The 20,910-nt window shown below is 33.0% G+C and carries 18 protein-coding genes; 7 read left to right on the top strand and 11 right to left on the bottom strand.

The window, feature by feature from the left end; genetic code table 11:
- Window positions 1-107: 107 nt before the first annotated feature.
- Window positions 108-1,226 (top strand): DNA polymerase III subunit beta, encoded by a 1,119-nt coding sequence (gene dnaN, locus M2326_RS06285; RefSeq protein ID WP_264618703.1) that lies wholly within the window; start codon window positions 108-110, stop codon window positions 1,224-1,226.
- 172 nt (window positions 1,227-1,398) lie between these two features.
- Here the strand turns inward: dnaN and M2326_RS06280 are convergent, their stop codons facing one another.
- From M2326_RS06280 to M2326_RS06240, 9 genes are all read right to left on the bottom strand, one after another.
- A complete protein-coding gene (locus tag M2326_RS06280) occupies window positions 1,399-2,307 on the bottom strand; it encodes a TIGR01777 family oxidoreductase (protein WP_264618702.1) in 909 nt (302 codons plus the stop codon).
- 130 nt (window positions 2,308-2,437) lie between these two features.
- On the bottom strand, window positions 2,438-3,733 hold the full coding sequence (locus M2326_RS06275) for a cryptochrome/photolyase family protein (protein WP_264618701.1): 1,296 nt from the start codon (window positions 3,731-3,733) through the stop codon (window positions 2,438-2,440).
- The gene (locus M2326_RS06270; RefSeq protein WP_264618700.1) at window positions 3,733-4,194 is read right to left on the bottom strand and encodes an SRPBCC family protein; all 462 of its coding nucleotides are present in this window, start codon (window positions 4,192-4,194) and stop codon (window positions 3,733-3,735) included. Before M2326_RS06270 ends, M2326_RS06275 begins: the two co-directional genes overlap by 1 nt.
- Window positions 4,195-4,448: 254 nt before the next feature.
- The gene (locus M2326_RS06265; protein WP_264618699.1) at window positions 4,449-5,159 is read right to left on the bottom strand and encodes a lycopene cyclase domain-containing protein; all 711 of its coding nucleotides are present in this window, start codon (window positions 5,157-5,159) and stop codon (window positions 4,449-4,451) included.
- A 96-nt stretch (window positions 5,160-5,255) separates the two neighbouring features.
- On the bottom strand, window positions 5,256-5,696 hold the full coding sequence (locus M2326_RS06260) for a sterol desaturase family protein (RefSeq protein ID WP_264618698.1): 441 nt from the start codon (window positions 5,694-5,696) through the stop codon (window positions 5,256-5,258).
- Between the two features lie 27 nt (window positions 5,697-5,723).
- Complete coding sequence (locus M2326_RS06255; protein ID WP_264618697.1) at window positions 5,724-6,563, bottom strand: phytoene/squalene synthase family protein; 840 nt, start codon at window positions 6,561-6,563, stop codon at window positions 5,724-5,726.
- Between the two features lie 2 nt (window positions 6,564-6,565).
- On the bottom strand, window positions 6,566-8,035 hold the full coding sequence (locus M2326_RS06250) for a phytoene desaturase family protein (RefSeq protein WP_264618696.1): 1,470 nt from the start codon (window positions 8,033-8,035) through the stop codon (window positions 6,566-6,568).
- Window positions 8,036-8,070: 35 nt separating this feature from the next.
- Window positions 8,071-8,970, bottom strand: coding sequence for a MerR family transcriptional regulator (locus tag M2326_RS06245; protein ID WP_264618695.1), 900 nt, complete (start codon window positions 8,968-8,970; stop codon window positions 8,071-8,073).
- Between the two features lie 173 nt (window positions 8,971-9,143).
- Window positions 9,144-10,103 carry an ion channel gene (locus tag M2326_RS06240; RefSeq protein WP_264618694.1) on the bottom strand — a complete coding sequence of 320 codons (960 nt, stop codon included), beginning with the start codon at window positions 10,101-10,103 and terminating at the stop codon, window positions 9,144-9,146.
- Window positions 10,104-10,511: 408 nt separating this feature from the next.
- Between M2326_RS06240 and M2326_RS06235 the strand changes: the two genes are divergently transcribed.
- Window positions 10,512-11,189: a dienelactone hydrolase family protein gene (locus tag M2326_RS06235; protein WP_264618693.1), complete on the top strand. Its 678-nt coding sequence runs from the start codon at window positions 10,512-10,514 to the stop codon at window positions 11,187-11,189.
- 82 nt (window positions 11,190-11,271) lie between these two features.
- On the opposite strand, the gene M2326_RS06230 is transcribed toward M2326_RS06235, so the two are convergent.
- A complete protein-coding gene (locus M2326_RS06230; RefSeq protein ID WP_264618692.1) occupies window positions 11,272-12,666 on the bottom strand; it encodes a di-heme oxidoreductase family protein in 1,395 nt (464 codons plus the stop codon).
- Between the two features lie 67 nt (window positions 12,667-12,733).
- Window positions 12,734-13,903 (bottom strand): imelysin family protein, encoded by a 1,170-nt coding sequence (locus M2326_RS06225; protein ID WP_264618691.1) that lies wholly within the window; start codon window positions 13,901-13,903, stop codon window positions 12,734-12,736.
- 205 nt (window positions 13,904-14,108) lie between these two features.
- Here M2326_RS06225 and M2326_RS06220 point away from each other — a divergent pair, with 205 nt between their 5' ends.
- The 5 genes from M2326_RS06220 to M2326_RS06200 all read left to right on the top strand — a co-directional run bounded on the left by M2326_RS06220 (window position 14,109) and on the right by M2326_RS06200 (window position 20,853).
- Window positions 14,109-15,314, top strand: a complete 1,206-nt coding sequence (locus M2326_RS06220; protein ID WP_264618690.1) for a DUF4856 domain-containing protein — start codon at window positions 14,109-14,111, stop codon at window positions 15,312-15,314.
- A 150-nt stretch (window positions 15,315-15,464) separates the two neighbouring features.
- On the top strand, window positions 15,465-16,577 hold the full coding sequence (locus tag M2326_RS06215) for an imelysin family protein (RefSeq protein ID WP_264618689.1): 1,113 nt from the start codon (window positions 15,465-15,467) through the stop codon (window positions 16,575-16,577).
- A gap of 32 nt (window positions 16,578-16,609) precedes the next feature.
- Window positions 16,610-17,977: an HTTM domain-containing protein gene (locus M2326_RS06210; protein WP_413603262.1), complete on the top strand. Its 1,368-nt coding sequence runs from the start codon at window positions 16,610-16,612 to the stop codon at window positions 17,975-17,977.
- Complete coding sequence (locus M2326_RS06205; protein ID WP_264618687.1) at window positions 17,916-20,381, top strand: TonB-dependent receptor domain-containing protein; 2,466 nt, start codon at window positions 17,916-17,918, stop codon at window positions 20,379-20,381. Before M2326_RS06210 ends, M2326_RS06205 begins: the two co-directional genes overlap by 62 nt.
- A gap of 262 nt (window positions 20,382-20,643) precedes the next feature.
- Window positions 20,644-20,853, top strand: a complete 210-nt coding sequence (locus M2326_RS06200) for a hypothetical protein (RefSeq protein ID WP_264618686.1) — start codon at window positions 20,644-20,646, stop codon at window positions 20,851-20,853.
- Window positions 20,854-20,910: the final 57 nt, after the last annotated feature.

The raw sequence follows: 20,910 nt of genomic DNA, 5'->3' as shown, positions 1-20,910 counted from the left end.
AATAAATAATTTTCAATACTAAATTAGATTACGATATATTTGTAAAATGTATTCTATTTTTACAAATTAAAATCACAATACATATTTCAAAAAATAAAACATAACAGATGAAATTTATAGTATCGAGTTCGTACTTATTAAAACAATTACAAGTTTTAGGAAGTGTTATCAATAGTAGTAATACGTTACCTATTTTAGATAACTTTCTTTTTGAATTAAACAATAATGAATTGACTGTCTCTGCTTCCGATTTGGAAACAACCATGTCAGCAACATTGGAGATTGATTCTACAAGCCAAGGAAGTGTTGCAGTACCAGCAAAATTACTTTTAGAAATCTTAAAAACATTTCCGGAACAACCATTGACTTTTACAGTTGAAGAAAACAGTACGATCGAAATTAGCTCTAACTCTGGAAAATATGCTTTGGCATATGCACCAGGAGCAGAATTCCCGAAATCGGTAAATCTCGATGAACCATCAGTAACTTTAGTGCCTGCAGATGTTTTGGCAACTGCCATTAGCAAAACTATTTTTGCTGCTGGAAATGATGATTTACGTCCCGTGATGTCAGGAGTGTTTTTCCAATTTTCTCCAGAAGGTTTAATCTTTGTTGCTACCGATGCTCATAAGTTGGTAAAATACGCTCGTACAGATGTTAAAGCATCTGAAGTAGCCGATTTTATCATGCCAAAGAAACCGTTGACAATTTTGAAAAATATTCTTTCTACTTCAGATGCTGAAGTAAAAATTGAATACAACGATTCAAATGCTACTTTCACTTTTGATAACTACAACTTAATGTGTCGTTTGATTGATGGAAAATATCCAAACTACGAAGCCGTTATCCCAAAAGAAAATCCAAACAAATTGATGATAGACCGTTCTCAATTTTTGAGTTCTGTACGTCGTGTGGCTATTTTTTCTAACAAGACTACTCACCAAATTCGTTTAAAAATTGCTGGAGCTGAATTGAATGTAAGTGCTGAAGATATTGATTACTCTAATAAAGCCGAAGAAAGATTGACTTGTGACTATCAAGGTGACGACATGCAAATTGGATTTAACTCTCGTTTCTTAACAGAGATGTTAACTAACTTACAATCAGACATGATAATGTTAGAGATGTCATTGCCAAACAGAGCAGGTATATTAACACCTGTAGATGGTCTTGAAGAAGGTGAAACAGTTACTATGTTGGTAATGCCAGTAATGTTAAACAGTTAGCTTAGACTTAAATGAATTAACTAATAAATAATAACAAAAATATCTTTACAGAAGTTTATTGAAATCAGTTTCAATAAACTTCTGTTTTTTTTTTAATATATTTTTTTCCAGTACAGCATTCTGATATTATTACACAATTTTAAAGTTGATTATAACTATATAAATAAAAACACTACAAACAGCTTCGGATTGCCGTTTCTAGATTGATATATTTAAAACGAAATCCTTGTTTTTCAATTTTACTGGACGACACTCTTCTTCCTTCCAAAACAATTACAGCCATCTCTCCCAACACCAGTCGCAATATAAAAGCCGGCACTGCGGGAAACCACATTTTGTATCCTACTATCATAGTCAAAGTTTTGGAGAATTCTTTGTTGGTTGTACTATCTTGAATTGTAGCATTATAAGCACCATTCATTTCTTCTTTTTTTAAGGCTAATAAATAGATACCACACAAATCATCAATATGAATCCAAGGCATATATTGTTTACCCGATCCTAAAGGTGATCCTAGTCCCCATTTAAAAATTGGAAGCATTTTTTTTAAAAAACCACCATTTTTACCCAAGACCAAACCCGTACGAACCTTCACTATTCGATTTGTACTAGAAGCTATAGTATCGGCTGCAGCTTCCCAATTTTGGCAAGTTATCCCAAGAAAGTCATCTTCGGCAGCTGTATTTTCTTTACAAATTTTAGCATCAGTTATCGCTCCATAAATACCGACCCCTGAAGCCGAAATAAAAGCATCCAATTTTTTATTATGTTTTTTCAAAACAGAATTAATCAAAGAGATTGGGGTTACTCGACTATCAATAATATTCTTTTTGCGTTCTGCAGTCCAACGACTACCCGCAATATTTTCTCCAGCTAAATGAATGATATAATCGGCTTTGATAACTGCTTCCTCATCTATGAATTGTTCTTTTATATCCCAAACGTAATAGGAAATGGAGGGCTTGTTTTCTTTTTTAGATCGACTCAAAACACTAACATTATAACCGTTATCAATCAACAATTGCGTTAAATGGCGTCCTACAAAACCTGTACCTCCTGTTATTAAAACTTGTTTTTTCATCTTCTCTCTATTTTATAGCTTACTAGTATGGAACGCCACTTTCACAAATTAATTACAATTCAAAAAGACCGGAAATAAATGTACTTATACTCGCTTTCATAATACTAAATTTGCTATATTTTGGTTCTATTTATTTTACAATTCCAGCTTTGTACGTTGCTATGGCACGATCACGTGCAAAAGCATGCTCTACCATTGGAGCTACATACCCCAAATCAAATTCGGGAATCCATTTGCGAACGTAAATTGCTTTTTCGTCAAATTTTTTCATTTGGATTGTTGGATTAAAAACACGAAAATAGGGTGCCGCATCACAACCAGTTCCTGCTGCCCATTGCCAATTCCCAACATTGGCCGATAAGTCATAATCCAATAATTTTTGAGCAAAATAAGCTTCGCCCCATTGCCATGAAATCATTAAATGTTTGCATAGAAAACTGGCTACAACCATTCGCACACGATTGTGCATATAGCCTGTTGCGTTGAGTTCACGCATACCAGCATCTACCATAGGATAACCAGTGTTCCCTGAACACCATTTTTCAAAATCATCTTCATTATTTCTCCATTGAATTCCATCATAGGAGCTTTTGAAATTTTGTGTGACTACTTTTGGGAAGTGAAATAAAATTTGCATAAAAAATTCTCTCCATATCAATTCGCTCAAAAATACAGCATTTGTCTTAGCAGCCCACAATACCAATTTACGAATACTCACTGTACCAAATCGCAAGTGTGGCGACAGATAAGAAGTTGCATCTATGGCAGGAAAGTCTCGAGTTTCTTGATATGTTTTAATTTGAGTTAAATTATGCGGTTTGACTTTTATAGAACTCATGATAAATCCTATTGCCTCAATTATAGGAAATTCAAACTTTAATTTACAAAAATGAGCAAAATAATCCTCCGTGTTATACTCCGTGACAGGAGTATTAGTTTTATAGTTGTCTAACCATTTATTTTTGAAGGGGGTATAAACCGTATAAGGTAATCCATCGGCCTTGGTAATCTCACTCTCTTCAAAAATAACTTGATCTTTGAAACTGTAACTCTTAATATTATTTGATTTTAATTCATCAGCTATAAACGAATCACGTGCAATGGCATAAGGTTCGTAATCTTTGTTCCAAAATACTTCTTGCACTTCATACTCTTGCATCAAAATTTCCCACACCTTTTTGGTTTTCCCCTTTTTGACTAATAAGGAGCTTCCAAGAGTTTCTAGCTTTGTGTTTATTATAAATAATGACTCATAAATAAAAGATACTCTTGCATCATCTTGAGGCAATTGCTCTAGAATCACATCGTCAAAAATAAATATTGGAAGTACAGGATAATCAGACTGTAAGGCATGAAACAAACCTACATTATCTTCTAATCTTATATCTCTACGGAACCAAAAAACGGAGACTTTTGCTTTGTTCATTACTTGTTGTTAAAAATTTTATTCACTGATATTTCACGGTAAGCGAATATTTCGTTTAGCTTACTTTTGACCACTAAAGTATTCATAATACGTCCTAAAAAGCCCAATGGTAATCCATAATGTACAACATCAGTCATTTTCACACCAGTTGCTGTGGCTTCAAAAAAGTGTTTGTGGTGCCATAAAGCATAAGGTCCAAATCGTTGTTCGTCTATAAAATAACTTTTATCCTCAACAACCGTGATTTCAGTTACCCATGGTAATTTCAATCCCAATAGAGGTGATACTTTGTATTGTATAATTTGGCCTGCATACATATTTTTGCCATCATAATCGGTGATTTGAAAACCCATGGTTTCTGGAGTTATCTTTTGCAGGTTTTTAGGGCTCGAAAAAAAAGCCCAACAGTCTTCTAATGTTGCATCAACGTATTGTACAGATTCTTTTTTATATAATTTCATAATATAATATTTTTTTAAATAGAACTATCCTTTACCGATTTGGGTTATTTTTGAGACAAGGATAAAATAAATTATTGGACGGATAAACTAGATTATCTATTTCATTCTTATATTTCAAATAAGAAAAAACAATTTAAATTCTACCGTTGTTTTAAGTTAAGGATGTTAGTCGAGCTCCTTTTTTTACTTTTTTTTATAAAATAAAAAAAAGCAAGGACCGTACAGCTTGAACACCTTTTTCGGCATTCCGATAACTATCGAGAAACCAAAGAATCTTCATTCTTCTTCTCTTTATTCTCCAATTTTTCCATAATAACCAATGTCATTAATAACATCGAAAAGGCATAACCAATATCTTCAACCGGGATAGTTCCTAATCGAAAACCAAGGTTTTCTAGATCATTATAATATACTACTGGTTGCTCAATAAAGCTTCCTGTTAAAATTCCATTAACTAATGCAAAAGGGATTAAGATGATTAAGAACGTGATGAAAAAAGTTTGAAGTATTTTCGGGCTATTGATAACCGTATAAGTTAACAAAATGATTAATAAACTGTAATTTACTGTTGTGTACCACTTACCCCAATTGAGTATTAATATGGGAGAGACTAGTACGATAATTAAAGCATAAATACGAAATACATTTTTGATACTTATTGTTATTTTGGGTAAGAAATAATGAAAGGCAAAATGAATGAACAGACTTGCGTAAGGGATACAAAAAAAGAATAACCACTCCTCTATTGGCAATCCAAAAATCTCAATCCCTGTATGGTATCTTGGATTAAAATGCCATACTCCAATTTTTGTAAAATAAATATCCCAAGAGATAAAAAAAGCTGCAGAAATCAACAAAGAAGGAAAGAATGCTTTCCAACGTTTGCTAAATTGCATTTTTTTTTCGAAACTGTAGAGAAATGGAATAATAAAGGAAGCTATATTTAAAATAAGATATAATGACATTTTTAAAAAATTTATTTAGCGTTAAAATTTTTTATCTTTTAAGCCCGTTACCTGACTATTTAATTTAAAGCGGAGCGGTAAACTTTAAACAAGAAGCTACCTTTTCCAATACATAAAGGGTACGAAAAGCATTCCGAAGCACTCTCCTTCTTCTTTACCCAAATGCTTGTGGTGTATTTTGTGACCCTTTCTTAAACCAATTAAATAAGCATTCTTAGTGTTTTTAAATAATTTAAAACGTTGATGAATTAAAATATCATGAATCATAAAATAACAAAAACCGTAAATCGTAATTCCAAGACCTATAAAAAACAAATAATTAAATCCTGCTTGTTCACCAAAATAAAATAGTACGATAGCTGGAATCGCAAAAATTACAAAGAAAATATCGTTTCGCTCAAATACATTGGCATACTTGGGTTGGTGGTGATCTGCGTGAAAATACCACATAAAACCATGCATTACATATTTATGTGTCAACCAAGTAACACATTCCATGAGTAAAAAAACAACTAGTGTGATAAAAAATGAAATCATTATTTTTAAGTTTTAATTTATCAATAGTTAAACTAATTTTAATTTATAGGATACAAAAGATTTGGCTAGCAATCCCATTTTGGAGTAATTTGACACACGTATTCTAGTGTTTCCTATTTCGTGCGAAGGTGTCTTCTCCAGCTTATGCAGTAATTTTTTGTAATATATATAGGCAGTGTAGACTCCAAATTTAGCTTCGATTGGTAACTTTTTTATTCCTTGATGTGCAATCCTAAAATCTTCCTCAATCTCTGCTATGATGGCTTTTTTACTATTTTCATCGAAAGATTTCAAGTTGACACCTGGAAAATAATTTCGATTTAAAATCAAGTTATCATCCTTCAAATCCCTTAGAAAATTTACCTTTTGAAAAGCAGACCCCAAACGCATGGCTTCCATTTTTAAAGCTTCATATTTATCATTATTTCCTTTTACAAAAACCTTTAAACACATTAAACCAACTACATCTGCAGAACCATAAATGTACTCATTATAGTCTTCTTTATTATCGTAATTTAATTTTATCAAATCCAATTTCATGCTCTTTAAAAAAGACTGAACAAGATCGTCTGAAATATTATTCTCTTTTACAGTATGTTGAAAGGCATTTAAAATAGGGTTGAGACTTATCCCAGCTTTAAAGGCTTTATAATATTCTTTTTCAAAATCATTAATCAGTTCTTCCTTATCGTAGCCATGAAATGAATCTACAATTTCGTCAGCAAAACGGACAAAACCATAAATGCTGTAAATATCATTACGGATGCTCGGTGACAACATATTAACCGCTAATGAAAAGGAGGTACTATAGTTCTTAGTCACTAACTTGCTGCACTTAAACGAAACAGTATCAAATAAATTTTTCATATTTACGACTCTAAAAATTGATTAATAATTAATTCAGAAACTAATTTCCCCGAGATCAATGCTGGAGGAACTCCTGGCCCTGGAACCGTTAACTGTCCTGTGAAATATAAGTTTTGTACTTTTTTGCTCTTTAATTTAGGACGTAAAAAAGCAGTTTGCAATAATGTATTGGCCATCCCGTATGCATTTCCTTTGTACGAATTGTATTCTGACACAAAATCATTTTTACAAAAAGACTTTTTATATACAATATTATCTTTTACTTTTTGTTGTGTAATAGTCTCAAATCGATTGATAATTTTATCAAAATATTGTTCTCTTAACTCCTCAGTATCGATAATCCCAGGTGCTAGTGGAATTAAGAAAAAGGCCGATTCCATCCCTTCTGGAGCTGCAGACTTATCTGTTATAGACGGAAAATTGGCATAAAATAAAGGATCTTGTGGCCATTTGGGCTCATCATAAATATCTTTGGCATGTGCATCAAAATCTACATCAAAAAATAAATCGTGATGCGCCACATTCTTCATTTTTTTATTAAAACCAACATAAAATAAAAGAGAAGAAGGTGCAAAAACCCTTGTTTCCCAATATTTTTCAGAATACACTCTGTGCTTTTTGTCCAATAAAGTTTCGGTATGGTGGTAATCGGCACCACTCAAAACCAAGTCCGAATTAATTCTATGCCCATTCACCACAATAGCTTTAGCAATATTATTTTCTACAATTATTTCTTCAATATTAGATTTTGTTTTAAACACTACTCCTAGTTCTGTTGCTAGACTCTGCATTGCTCTCACAACGTCAAACATACCTGTTTTGGGATGCCACGTTCCAAGTCCAAAGTCAGCATAATTCATAAAACTATAAAAAGAGGGCGTATCTGACGGTTTGGCTCCTAGAAACAAAACTGGAAATTCTAAAATATGTACCAATTTTTGGTTTTTAAATTTCTTGCGAACATCCCTCTTTATAGTGCTAAAAAACGCTCCTATTTTTTTGGTTGTTTCTATAGTTACCAACTCCAAAGGAGAAACTCCTGGTCGATACACTAAATCTTTGATAGCAATATCATAATTGCTTTTGGCCTTGGTGATAAACTCCCTAAGGTATTTACCACTACCCTTCTCTATTGATTCAAAAGTGGTTACGATTGCTTCCAAATTATCTGCTATTGCTATAAAATCCTGTTCTCCATAATATACGTTATATGCAGGAGAAAGTTTTATCAACTCATAGTAGTCGGTAGTTTTTTTTCCAAAATCAGCAAAAAAACGATCAAATACATCGGGCATCCAATACCAGCTTGGTCCCATGTCGAAGGTAAATCCTTCTGCTTTAAATTGTCTAGCTCGTCCGCCAATACTATCATTTTTCTCAAAAACGGTTACTTTATGACCCGCTTTTGCCAAATAACTTGCAGCAGATAAAGCAGAAAATCCTGAACCTATGATGGTAATATTTTTTTTCATTTGTTTACTAACTATTGAATTATCAATAAATACGATTATATTTTTTGGATTAATTGAAACGCCGAATCAAATACAGTAACCTTACTAGATATTTGATCCCTATTAATATTGAGAGTCATTCGCCCAAGCAACCAAATCTCCGAATCATCATCCAATAACTTAGCAGCCATTTCATCAACATACCCATCTAATTCATCTACAACAGGTTGTACTGTAAAGTAACAAACAAAAATTATATTACTAAAATGAATTTTCAAATCTTTTAAACTTTCAATCGGCATACTTTCCCCCAAATAAACAACCTGATATCCTTTATTGGTAATTTCATAGTTAAGGTAAAGCAACCCTAAATCATGAATTTCATTGAGCGGTAGTGATAATACAAATGTACGGTCAAACTGTGTTCTATCTTTTAACTGTGCATCATGAATATTGAGGATGATTTTTTGCCTTATCAAATGACATACAAAATGTTCATGTGCAGGACTAATAGTATCTGTTTGCCACAAATGACCTATTTCTTCCATCAATGGAATAAATACTTCTATAAAGATTTGCCTAAACGTTTTTTCTTGCGTCAACCAATCATATGTTTTTACAAACAACTGATAATCAAAATTCATCATGGCAATCTTAAAAATATTGATTGCATGATTCTTAGAATTTTTTTCTGAAACAATAGTACGAACCATTGCGGGTATTTCCTCATCAGAGTAGGTGGCGATCTTAGAGATCTTATAACCAAATTGATGCAAAAAATTGATATTCAGAAGCTTTTGCAAACTTTTTAAATCATAAATTCGAATATTGGTATCGGTACGAAGTGGTTGAAAAACATCATATCTTTTTTCCCAAATTCGAATCGTGTGCGCTTTTACTCCCGAAAGGTTTTCGAGGTCTTTAATACTGAACGTGGTATTTATTTTGTTTAACATATTTATTTAAATATTAAACAAATATACACTTTATTTAATCTATTCAAAAAAATAAAGGCAAAATGTTCATCAAATATTAAAATAATATAAACAAAAATTATATTTTTAGAATAAACTATTCCTACAGAATATAGAAGCAGGATTACTGTAAAATGCCAACATAACTAGCTATTTTACATAGTTATTGATTCAAATTCATTCAATTTATCCAATTCCAATATTGTTTTGGAATTGTCAAAACTACGAGTATACATTGGAACAAATTTGGCACCATAAACAATTTCACTAAAAACATATGATGTACGAGCAGCTACAGTACTACTAAACATATCATCGAATGTTTTGATATAGACCAATAACTCTCCTTGAATAGTAGCAAAATCTTCTTTTGTAAATTCGTACAAAGGACTTTGTTCATTGATAGGATGTACGAGCGTCCAGCTCAAAATTAGAGAATTGATTTGCACTAATTCTAAATCTAAAGTATAGAATCTATTAACCATTTGGCCGTTTTCTTCGAAACTCATTCCCAAAGTCATCTTAGCTTCGGCATCAGTAAAATTAGTATTCTTAAATGGTACCATTCTAATCATTAATCCAGAAATACCATCATATGGAGCAATCAGAGCATTATGAGAAAATTTCAAAAAGGCCGTTGGTTTGCTAAAGCGTCCAAAAAATAACCCTGTAGCTATAGCAAAACTCAATAATCCTATCAAAGCTTCACCTGCAGAAAGTGCACTTGTCAAAAACCCTTTGGGACTAATATGTCCGTACCCGACCGTAGTAAAAGTTTGTGCGCTAAAAAAATAAGCTTTACCAAATTTTTCCCAATCAGTATCAGAAGGTGCTATACCATCCAAATGTTCTACACCAATACCAAAGTAAATGATAGCAAATACAAAGTTGATACTAATATAAAAAGCAATCACAATACCTATAAACGTCCACATTGGCATATCAATTAAGGTATGATACCAACTGATACGTTGTAGCATATTCATTCCTCTTTTTTCGACATTGGCCACTCCGTTTTTATTTATAAAACGACCTCCATAACTACTGGAATTAGTACCAAAGCCCGTATTTTTATCTGTTTGTGCTTTTAAATTAATATGATCTAACAATGCCATCTTCTCTTTGTTTGGGGTAAAAATAGTCAAAATAACTAGAGTCCTGTAGAAATAGAAAAATTGAGTCTTTGGATTTACCTATAAATATACTTCTACAATCTCCTCCAAAATTGCTACTATAACTCCTCTATTACAAATTAAAATTAAAAAAAACATTCTATCAACCTACAAACTAATTGATTTTCAGTATCTTTATGTTAATTATTTTAACAGTCTGATAATCATCAATTATAACGATGAAATTTATTTTCGAAAGAAAAGAATAAAGTGATTGTTTTTAAAACCTTCTTCTTTTAATAAAAAAGATTGTTTTTCTCCCCCATAGAAAGATTTTAGGCAAAAGCCCAAGCTTTTATTTAAATCCTACCCCATATTTAGGTTTATTTTTTTAATGTAACAAGTACTACTATGGAAAAAATTAAATTAGAAATCCCGTTGCAATTTGTCACACTAAAAGGAAAACTAGTACTCCCTGCTAACGCAACAGGAATTATACTGTTTTGCAGCGTAAGTACTTCTAACACTACAAAATCTGGAACAAAAATTCTCTCTAAGTTGATTCAGAAACGTAAAATGGGAACATTGGTGATACCCCTCTTAACGAAAGAGGAAGAAGATGTTTTGGAAAACAAGTTTGATATAGACTTATTAGTAAGTCGCTTAATAAGTAGCACCGAATGGTTGATGCAAAACAAAAACCTTGTCGATTTACCAATTGGTTACTTGGGAACTAAAATGGGAGCCGCTGCAGCAATGAGAGCTGCTGCTTATTTTGGAAAAGATATAAAAGCCGTAGTATCTAGAAGTGGACGACCCGATAAAGTGCTGGATACACTTTACCAAATTACAGCTCCCACCTTATTGATAGTTGATGGCACAGACGTTCCAATCATTAATCGTAACAAAATTGCATTTGATCAATTACAATCCGAAAAAGAGATGAAAATAATTTCTATATCCTCTAATATATGTACTGACTCTCTCAAATTACAAGAATGTGCAGAAGTCGCCATCTCTTGGTTTCAAAAATATTTAACTATGAAAGAGACAGAACCCCCACTAAAAACAAGCGCTAAAACACCATAATCCAAGTAAATTAAACTACAATAATATTTAACCGCAAACCTATCGTTTGCGGTTATTATCTATTTTGTATTTATATCTTAAACTACAATGAATTAATAAAGGTTAATAATGCTTCACGGTCAGTTTTTGTTAATTTTTTATATTCTGATTTGGCATAATCAGCTTCTCCTCCATGCCATAAAATAGCTTCTTCTACATTTTTGGCCCTACCGTCATGCATTAAAAAAGTATGATTATTTACGGTACTTATCAAACCTATCCCCCATAATGGCTGCGTTCTCCACTCCTTACCTGTGGCTAAAAAATCGGGTGTATTGTCTGCTAGTGCATCCCCCATATCATGTAACAACATATCTGTATAAGGCCTAATGACTTGATTGCGTAAAGCTGTAACAACATGAGTACTTCCTGTCGTCATTTTAGGGATATGACAACTAGTGCAGCCTATTGTTTCAAATGTTTTCTTACCTGCGAGTACTGTGGCATCAGTATAATTTCGACGTGCTGGTACTGCCAATGTACTCGTATAAAAAACTACTTTATCAAAATTAGGATCTGAAATTTCTGGTTTGCCTCCATTTGGAATAGCACTCCCATTTAAGGCAGCTGGAATATTTTCTGTTGGAAACAAAGAAGTTGTGATTCCCATATCGCCAGAAAAAGCAGCAGCAGATTGTTGACGAATATTAGGTTGATTTGCTTTCCACCCAAAACGTCCTAGCTTGGTACTTTTGGTAGCAATGTCATACACATAATTGGCTTTTCCTGAAATACCGTTTTTATTATTTTGATTAATAAAATTTAAAACTGTCGCTTCTGGCACTGCTTCTAACAATCCTAAACCTATTACTTGATTGGCAACTCTAGGCGAAACTTGCACATTGGAAGCCAAAGCTCCAAAACCTAAATTACCAATAGTATAAATCGGTTTCTGCAAAGTAACAGTTGAGCCATCTGCGTAAGTTTCTACGATTGGAGTGTATGTTATAACATAGGTTCCTTTGGTTGTTTGTCCCAAAATAGCGTTATCTTGTAGCTGTCCTCCATAAATAGGATCAGGTAATGCCGCACCATGAGCATCCATACCAGGAATACTCAAACGCAACAATAAACCATGTCCCGTTTCATTGTCGGCATATTGCGGTCTTCCACGTCCATCTTTGAAGTGACAACTTGAACAGGAAATAGCATTAAAAAAAGGTCCCAAACCATCTCTTGCTGTAGTAGAAGAGGGTGCTGTAACCCAGTTTTGCCTAAAAAAAGAATTCCCGATTCCGAAATCGGATTGCTCATCATAAGATAGATTGGGAGCAAAAAAACCAAATGCTTCTCCAGAGGTATTAAACACGGTTACCTCGCCTCCAGAAAATTGTTCCCCATCCTCAGCAGTCAAGGCAACATAATCGGCATCAGTATTGCTACAGCTGAACAACTGAAAACAACAAACAACTAAAACTAGTTTACTAAAATTTCTCATATTAATTAGAACAATAAAAAGTGCTCCTGTTTAGGAAGCACTTTTAAATTTATTACTTATTTAAAACTTAACTATTTACGTAAATGCCAATTTTTGTAGCCCCATCTAAAATATTTTTAGCTAAATTTTTAATTGCCACTACTGCAACTTTTACTTTAGCGCCTTCTACAGAGGTAGCTCCACCAGAAATTGCATAGTCAAATGGAATAGCTATTGCCGCTATAGAAGATGTTGCAAGTCCAATTTGTGTTTGCGTTTCTGTATACGTTGTGCTATTTGCTTGTTGTACCAAATCCTCTAGCGATGCTCCATCAATAGAACTGTATTTACCTTGATACACATTAATTGCTCCTTGCAAATTTAAAGCAATATCTCGGTGCGTATTATCACTAAAACAAGATTGTTCATCTTCTTGGTCTTCATTCCCAAGTGCAACTTCCATACGCTCAGAGGGTAATTCTGCAGATATTAAAGTAGTAACTCCTCTATACATATTCTTGATGGCAACATCTTCATTCAAAGCAAGAAAGGTAGTACGGTAAGGTCCGCCTGGTTTCCATTGATTAGCCACATACTGTAAATGGTCTGTTAATAGATCTGCACACACTTTTAGATAAGTTGCTCTTCTTACTTGGTTCATTGCAGTTCCTCCAACAAGCACATAATCAGTGTAGGGTCTCTGTCCAGGTAATTTTGCCGAAGGAGGTGTTAAATCTTGTCCCCAAAGTAAAAACTCGATCGCATGATATCCTACTGTTACATACTTTTCATTATCATTTTTTCCATTTTCACCTTCCAAAACATCTTTATTAATTATAGGAAAAAGAACAGGCTCATTAATAATTCCAGCATTAGGAGCACCTTGTACGTAATCAATATAATTTTCATCCAAAGGCCATGAATTAATAAAACCCTCTGGTCCATCTGCATTATCTATTGGTCCATCAGCAAAACGAAAAGCTTCCGTTGTACCGTAGCTTTCTCTAGCAGCCTTCCAAGACGTTTTCGCCAATGTAAAATTAGCATCAGTAGGATTTGATGTAAATGTAGTAATCGCAGATTCCAATACTACAGCATCATCATATGCCTTTTGATAATTGGCATAAGCAATGTTTGCGTAATTTTCAATTACTTCTTTTTTTGAAACAGCAGAATTATTTGTGTTATCACTGCTACAAGAAATAAAGAAGGCAAGTGTTCCTAAGATTAAAGTACCTTTTAAAGTTGAAATGTTCATTTTAATGTATTTTTATTATTTAGAATGATTTAACATAGAGCAAAAGTATTGGTTAAAAATTTCTTAAACAAGAATTATTTAGATTTATTTTAAATAAAAATAAACACGAAAAATTATTTATAAATAATCTAAATAAAGTTTGCGTGTCTTAAATTCGATGCTATCTTTGCAGAAAATTATTCTTATTCATTCTAAATAAATTAATATGATCCGTTCGAATTTACTTTTCGCAGCAGTAGCTGTAGCAGCATTATCACTGACATCATGTAGTAATGATGACAATTCTACACCAACTTTTAATTATACTGTCCCAAGTGATTACACATTTGTGAGAAACAATGCAACAACAATAGATTATTCCGGACAAACAAGTCGATTATTGATGTTGGGAGAAATGGGAACTTATATCAGTAACGCTGCAATAAACAATACTGTAGCGGATAACACGGTCTTGTCTAATATGTACACCAATACAAATAATCCGTTTTCTACCACAGATCTTAATGCATCTGGAAAACAATTGAAAAACAAAACTGCAGCTTCACTAGATTATTTTACAAATTTTTTGGGTGGAGGATCCACTACTGAACAAACAGCTGTTCAAGCCTTATTTGAAACTCAATTAACCAATGCTTTTATCGCCAGTAAACTTCCACAAGTACAAGCTTCAGCTGGAGTTTCGGGAGTATTTGTTGATGGAACTAAAACACGTATGTTTGCTGCAAATGGTTTGGAACCACAACAAGTACTAATAAAAGGATTGATGGGTGCTTGTTTTATGGATCAAATTGTAAATAATTATTTGAGTACTTCAACACTTGATGCTGGGACTAATAAGAATGACAATACCAATAAAGTTCTTATAACTGGATCAAATTATACTACCATGGAACACAATTGGGATGAAGCTTACGGCTACATTTATGGTGCTGGCGGGTCACTATATTGGGACAGCTATATTAACCAAGTAAGTGCAGATAGTGATTTCAATACTTTGACTACTGATATCAAAAATGCATTTATCAAAGGTAGAGCTGCTATTGTTGCAAACGATTATGATACCAGAAATGCACAAATAGATATTATTAAAGCTAAATTGGCAATGGTACCTGCAGTTCGTGCTGTCTATTATTTACAAGATGGAAAAGCAAAATTAATTAGCGGAGCTTCTGCTTTTCATTCCTTTTCAGAAGGGTACGGATTTATCATGAGTCTTCGTTATACTAATAAACCAGGTACAAATGCTCCTTATTTCACAAAAGAAGAGGTAGATACTATCCTTAGCAACATAACCAAAGGAACAAATGGTTTATGGGATGTAGATTACTTAAACGCTAATCTTGATACATTTTCAACACAAATTGCAACTAGATTTGGTTTTTCAGTAGCTCAAGCAGCAACAATAAACTAATAGAATAAAAATAAACCAAGAGTGGGCAACTACTCTTGGTTTATGTATTTTTATACAAAATTTGAAAAAAGATTGAACAAATTGCTATTTAGATTATAATACCTCCAAATTATAAGGTTCCTTCTCTTCAAAACTATAAACTCACTACACATGAAAAAAATATTTTTTTTATTCAGCATTTTTGTACTCATCACAGCTTGTTCCTCCTCCGATGGTGAAACAACCACCTCAAATGATGGTTATGACAGAACAGCGCTTTTGACGCATTGGGCCAACAATATCATTGTGCCTGCTTACACCAATTATCAAGTAAAGTTGCAAACCTTAACTACTGATGCAACTACTTTTACCACTACACCTACGGAAGCAAATCTTGTAACTGTACGCGCATCTTGGCTAGAAGCTTACAAAGCTTTTCAATATGTTTCTCTTTATAATTTTGGGAAAGCAGAAGATATTTATTTTAAAGAAAGAAACAATACTTACCCTGCAGATGCAGCTGGAATCAATACCAATATTACTGCTGGTACCTATAATTTTAGTCTCCTATCTCAGTTTAGTAAGCAAGGTTTACCTGCTTTGGATTATGTGTTAAATGGTTTAGGATCTACAGATGCTACAATTGTTTCTTTTTATATTGGAAGTAATGCCACAAATTATAAAAAGTATTTAACCGACTTGGTAGTTTCATTAAAAACTATTAACGATACTGTTTTAAACGATTGGAACGGAGGTTATAAAGCTACTTATATTGCCAATAATGGGAATACTCTAACTAGCTCAGTAAGTGTAACGGTTAATGACTATATAAAAAACTTCGAAAAAGATGTACGTGGGGGAAAACTAGGTATTCCATCAGGAGTATTTTCTAGCGGGACTACTTTTCCAGAGAAAGTAGAAGCCTTTTACAAAAAAGATGTTTCAGGAATCTTATATACCACAGCAATACAAGCTTCTCAAGATTTTTTTAATGGTAAAAGTTTTAACGATAATACTACTGGACCAGGATTAAAAGCATATTTGGATTTCGTAAAATCAGTACGTAGTGGTCAAAATTTGAGCGATATCATTACTGCACAATTCGCAACAATCTATAGCAAAGTAGGTTTATTGAACTCGAATTTTGTAACTCAAATCACCACTGACAATTCAAAAATGATTACTGCATATGATGCTACACAACAAAATGTAATCTACCTAAAATTAGATATGATGCAAGCTTTGAAAATCACGGTTGACTATGTAGATAGTGATGGTGACTAGAAAATCATTTTTCAAATTACCACTTATTAATTATATACTCCATGTTTCAAAATTATTTCAAACAATATACATCAGCCGCATCGCTAGCCTTTTTTAGGCTAGCGTTTGGTTTAATGATGCTTTTGAGTTTAATTCGGTTTGCAAGTTATGGTTGGATAGAAAAATTTTATATAACCCCACAATTTCATTTTACCTATTATGGTTTTGAGTGGGTAAAACCGATTGATGTTTACACCTATATTATTTTTATCATTTGTGCCATTGCTGCTCTATTTGTTTCCATTGGCTATAAATATAAATGGGCTATTACTAGTTTCTTTTTGAGTTTTACTTATATCGAACTCATGGACAAAACGACTTACCTCAACCATTATTATTTTATTACTATCATTAGTTTGGTACTTTGCTTTTTGCCTGCCAATTGTTACTTTTCTGTAGATGCTTATAAAAATGAAAAGATCCGTTTTCAAAATATTCCACGCTGGACTACCGATATTCTAAAAGTATTATTAGCTATCGTTTATATCTATGCTGGTCTGGCTAAGCTCAATTCGGATTGGTTGTTGGAGGCGATGCCTTTGAAGATTTGGTTGCCCGATAACACTAAAATTCCTGTTTTGAGTTACTTCATGAATCAAACTTGGGTTCATTATGCCTTCAGTTATGTGGGTGCAATTTATGACCTAGGAATTGTATTTTTGATGCTGAATAAAAAGACACGCAAATTTGGATTTTTCTTAATCGTAGTCTTCCATTTATTGACTCGAATTTTGTTTCCAATTGGTGTTTTCCCATATGTGATGATTATTAGTTCTTTGATCTTTTTCGAACCTACACTTCACAAAAAAATACTATCGGTTGTTGCCAGACTATTTTCTTCAAACCTTATTTTATTCGAAAATAAAAGAGAAAAAACACAAAGCTTTTCTCCTATCCATCGATTGCAACTTCTTTTTTTAACCCTTTTCATGGCTTTTCAATTGTTGTTCCCTTTTCGTTATTTGTGTTATCCAGATGAATTGTTTTGGACAGAAGAAGGTTTTCGATTTTCTTGGCGGGTCATGCTAATGGAAAAAGCTGGTTATACCGAATTTATGGTATCAGATAAAAAAAACCACAAAGATATAAGAGTCAACAATACTGATTTCTTGACTCCTTTTCAAGAAAAGCAAATGTCTTTTCAGCCCGATTTCATAATAGAATATGCCCATTATTTAAAAGAATATTACCAACAACAAGGTTTTGAAAATCCAGAAGTGCACGTAACTAGTTATGTTGCCCTCAACGGAAGATTAAGCCAACAATTTATAGACCCAACCATCAATTTAGCAAAAGAAAATGAAAGCTTTAAACACAAAACTTGGATTCTCCCTTTTAATGACACCATCAAAGGCTTATAAGGTATTGCTACTTTTATTACTTTCGATAAATAGCTTTGCACAACATAAAATTGCTGGAACTGTCACTGATGAAAAAGGAAGTAAATTGTCTGCTGTAGAAGTTTTCAATAAGACAACGGGCGCAAAAGAATATACAAACGCAAGTGGTCAATTTGAATTTAATTACAAAAATCAGGGGAGTCATGACATTGTATTTTTTAAAAGTGGCTATAGTATTGTCGAGCAAATAAGCATCACTACCGGAAGCGAATTAACTATTGTTTTGTCTAAAATAAATAATTTATCCGAAGTTATTATACGAAAACAAAACGATAAACTACAGTCTATTCGAAAATTAAACGACATAGAAGAAACTGCAATTTATGCTGGTAAAAAGACTGAAGTAATTAATGTCGAAAAATTGACTGCCAATAAATCGACTAATAATGCTAGACAGGTTTTTGCTCAAGTGGTTGGTTTGACAATTAATGAAAGTTCTGATGGTGGTTTGCAATTGAGTATTGGTGGTCGTGGATTGAATCCAAATCGTACAGCCAATTTTAATACGCGTCAAAACGGATATGATATAAGCGCAGATGTATTGGGCTACCCAGAGAGTTATTATGCCACTCCAACAGAAGCATTAGAAGAGATTCAAGTGATTCGTGGGGCTGCGTCTCTACAATACGGAACCCAGTTTGGTGGTTTGATTAACTTTAAAATAAAAACACCCGCACTACAACCTATTGAAGTGGTCACACGTAATACAATTGGATCATATGGTTTATATACCAATTTCACTTCTTTGAGCGGTACCAAAGGTAAATTTAGCTATTATACTTTTTTTAATTATAAAAAAGGAAATGGATACCGTCCCAACTCCAACTTTGAAAGCAAAAACTATTTTGCCAATTTGAATTATAAATTTAATGATAAAACGTCGCTACATTTTGATTATACCTACTATCACTATTTGGCGCAGCAAGCAGGTGGTTTAACAGATGAACAGTTTAATGAAAACCCAAGACAGAGCAATAGAACCCGTAACTGGTTTGGTGTAAATTGGAACCTATATGCCTTACGATTGAAACATAGGTTTGATGAAAACTCAGATTTTTCGTTGCAATTATTTGGTTTGAATGCTAGTCGAAAAGCATTGGGCTTTAGAGATAATCGTATTACTACACCCGACCCAATGGCAGATCGTGATTTAATTATTGGTGATTTTGTTAACTGGGGAGCCGAAGCACGCTACCTAAAAAGATATTATATTGGTGAACAAAAAAGTGCCTTTTTGATCGGTGCAAAATACTACCAATCTAGAAATACCCAGCAGCAAGGTCCTGGAAGTTCTGGAAGTAATGCCGATTTCAATATTGCAATCGACGAATTTCCTAATTATCAAAACCAATCTAGTTTTATTTTTCCAAATTTAAATTTGGCTCTTTTTGGTGAAAACATTTTTAAAATCAATTCTAATTTTACCATCACTCCTGGTTTTAGAATCGAAAAAATTAAAACACAAGCACAAGGAACTTTTCAAAAAATCAACAAAGATTTAGCAGGTAATTTAATTTTGAATGAGACCACAACAGAGAATATTGCAAAAGATAGAAACCTCTTTTTGCTTGGTGTTGGAGTAAGTTATAAACCTAAGAATGGAGTCGAAATTTATGGTAACGTTTCGCAAAACTATCGTTCGGTAACCTTCAGCGATATTTTTACAGTAAATGCAAGTCAAGCTGTTGATCCCAACATTACCGATGAAAAAGGATATACTTCGGATATTGGAATAAGAGGAAATATTGCACACAAATTAAACTTTGACTCAAGCATTTTTGGGCTTTATTACAATGATAAAATTGGTCAATATGATGGTACAAATGCCTTAAATCAAATTGTAAAAATCACAGCCAATACTGGTACAGCATTTACTTATGGATTTGAAACATTATTGGATTGGAATATTGCTAAAACTTATTTTGCTGATAAAGAAAACTTGAGTTGGAACGTATTTACAAACTCTTCTATTACAGGATCTTCTTATTTAAAATCAAATATTCCATCTGTCAAAAAAGGAGACAAAGTAGAATTTGTACCCCTATATAATATTAAAACAGGAACTAGTTTTGGATACAAAAACTTTTTATCTAGCATACAATTTACGTATCTATCTTCACAGCTTTCTAGTGCGAGTAGTAATTCCTCAAACAATGTCTTAACAGGAATTTCTGGAAGCATTCCTTCCTATTATGTAGCCGACATTTCGACTTCCTACAAATGGAAAAATTTTAAATTGGAAGCTGGTATTAATAACTTTACAGACAATAGTTATTTTACCCGTAGAGCAACTGGATATCCTGGCCCAGGAATTATACCCTCAGATAGAAGAACTTTCTATACGACTTTACAATACGCTTTCTAAATTAAAAAATATAAGTATTGAAACCACTTGAAATTGATTAGGTAAGCCTTTATCGGTCAATTTCAGGTGGTTTTTTTACGCATAGCTTTTTTTATTCTCTAAAATAATGTAACTATTCTGTTAAATAATATAAAATAAGCGGTTAGCATTCGATCTATATTTGTTTCAAGCAATACAATAGTCATACTTTAAAAGCACTACTGAAATAGCTTCATATGAAGCTAAGAAAAGTAACATGTAAACATTAACTTAAAAAATTATTATGAAAACAGCAGGAATAATACTCGTAGTAGTGGGTGCAATTATGATGATCTACACTGGATTTAATTACGTTACTAAAGAAAAAGTGGTTGATATTGGACCAATCGAAATTAACAAAGAAAAAAATAATCCTGTGAGTTGGTCACCTATTATCGGTGGAGTAATTTTACTTGGGGGTATCTTTTTGGTTGCCAATGGATCAAAAAAATAAAAAACCTGTGGTAGAATGACGATATTCTACCACAGTTTTTTATGATATATTCAAATA

This window comes from Flavobacterium psychraerolatum (assembly GCF_025960985.1).
In the GTDB taxonomy this organism is placed as follows: domain Bacteria; phylum Bacteroidota; class Bacteroidia; order Flavobacteriales; family Flavobacteriaceae; genus Flavobacterium.
Note: the sequence above shows the minus strand (reverse complement) of the source record. Positions and strands in the feature narration are given on the sequence as shown.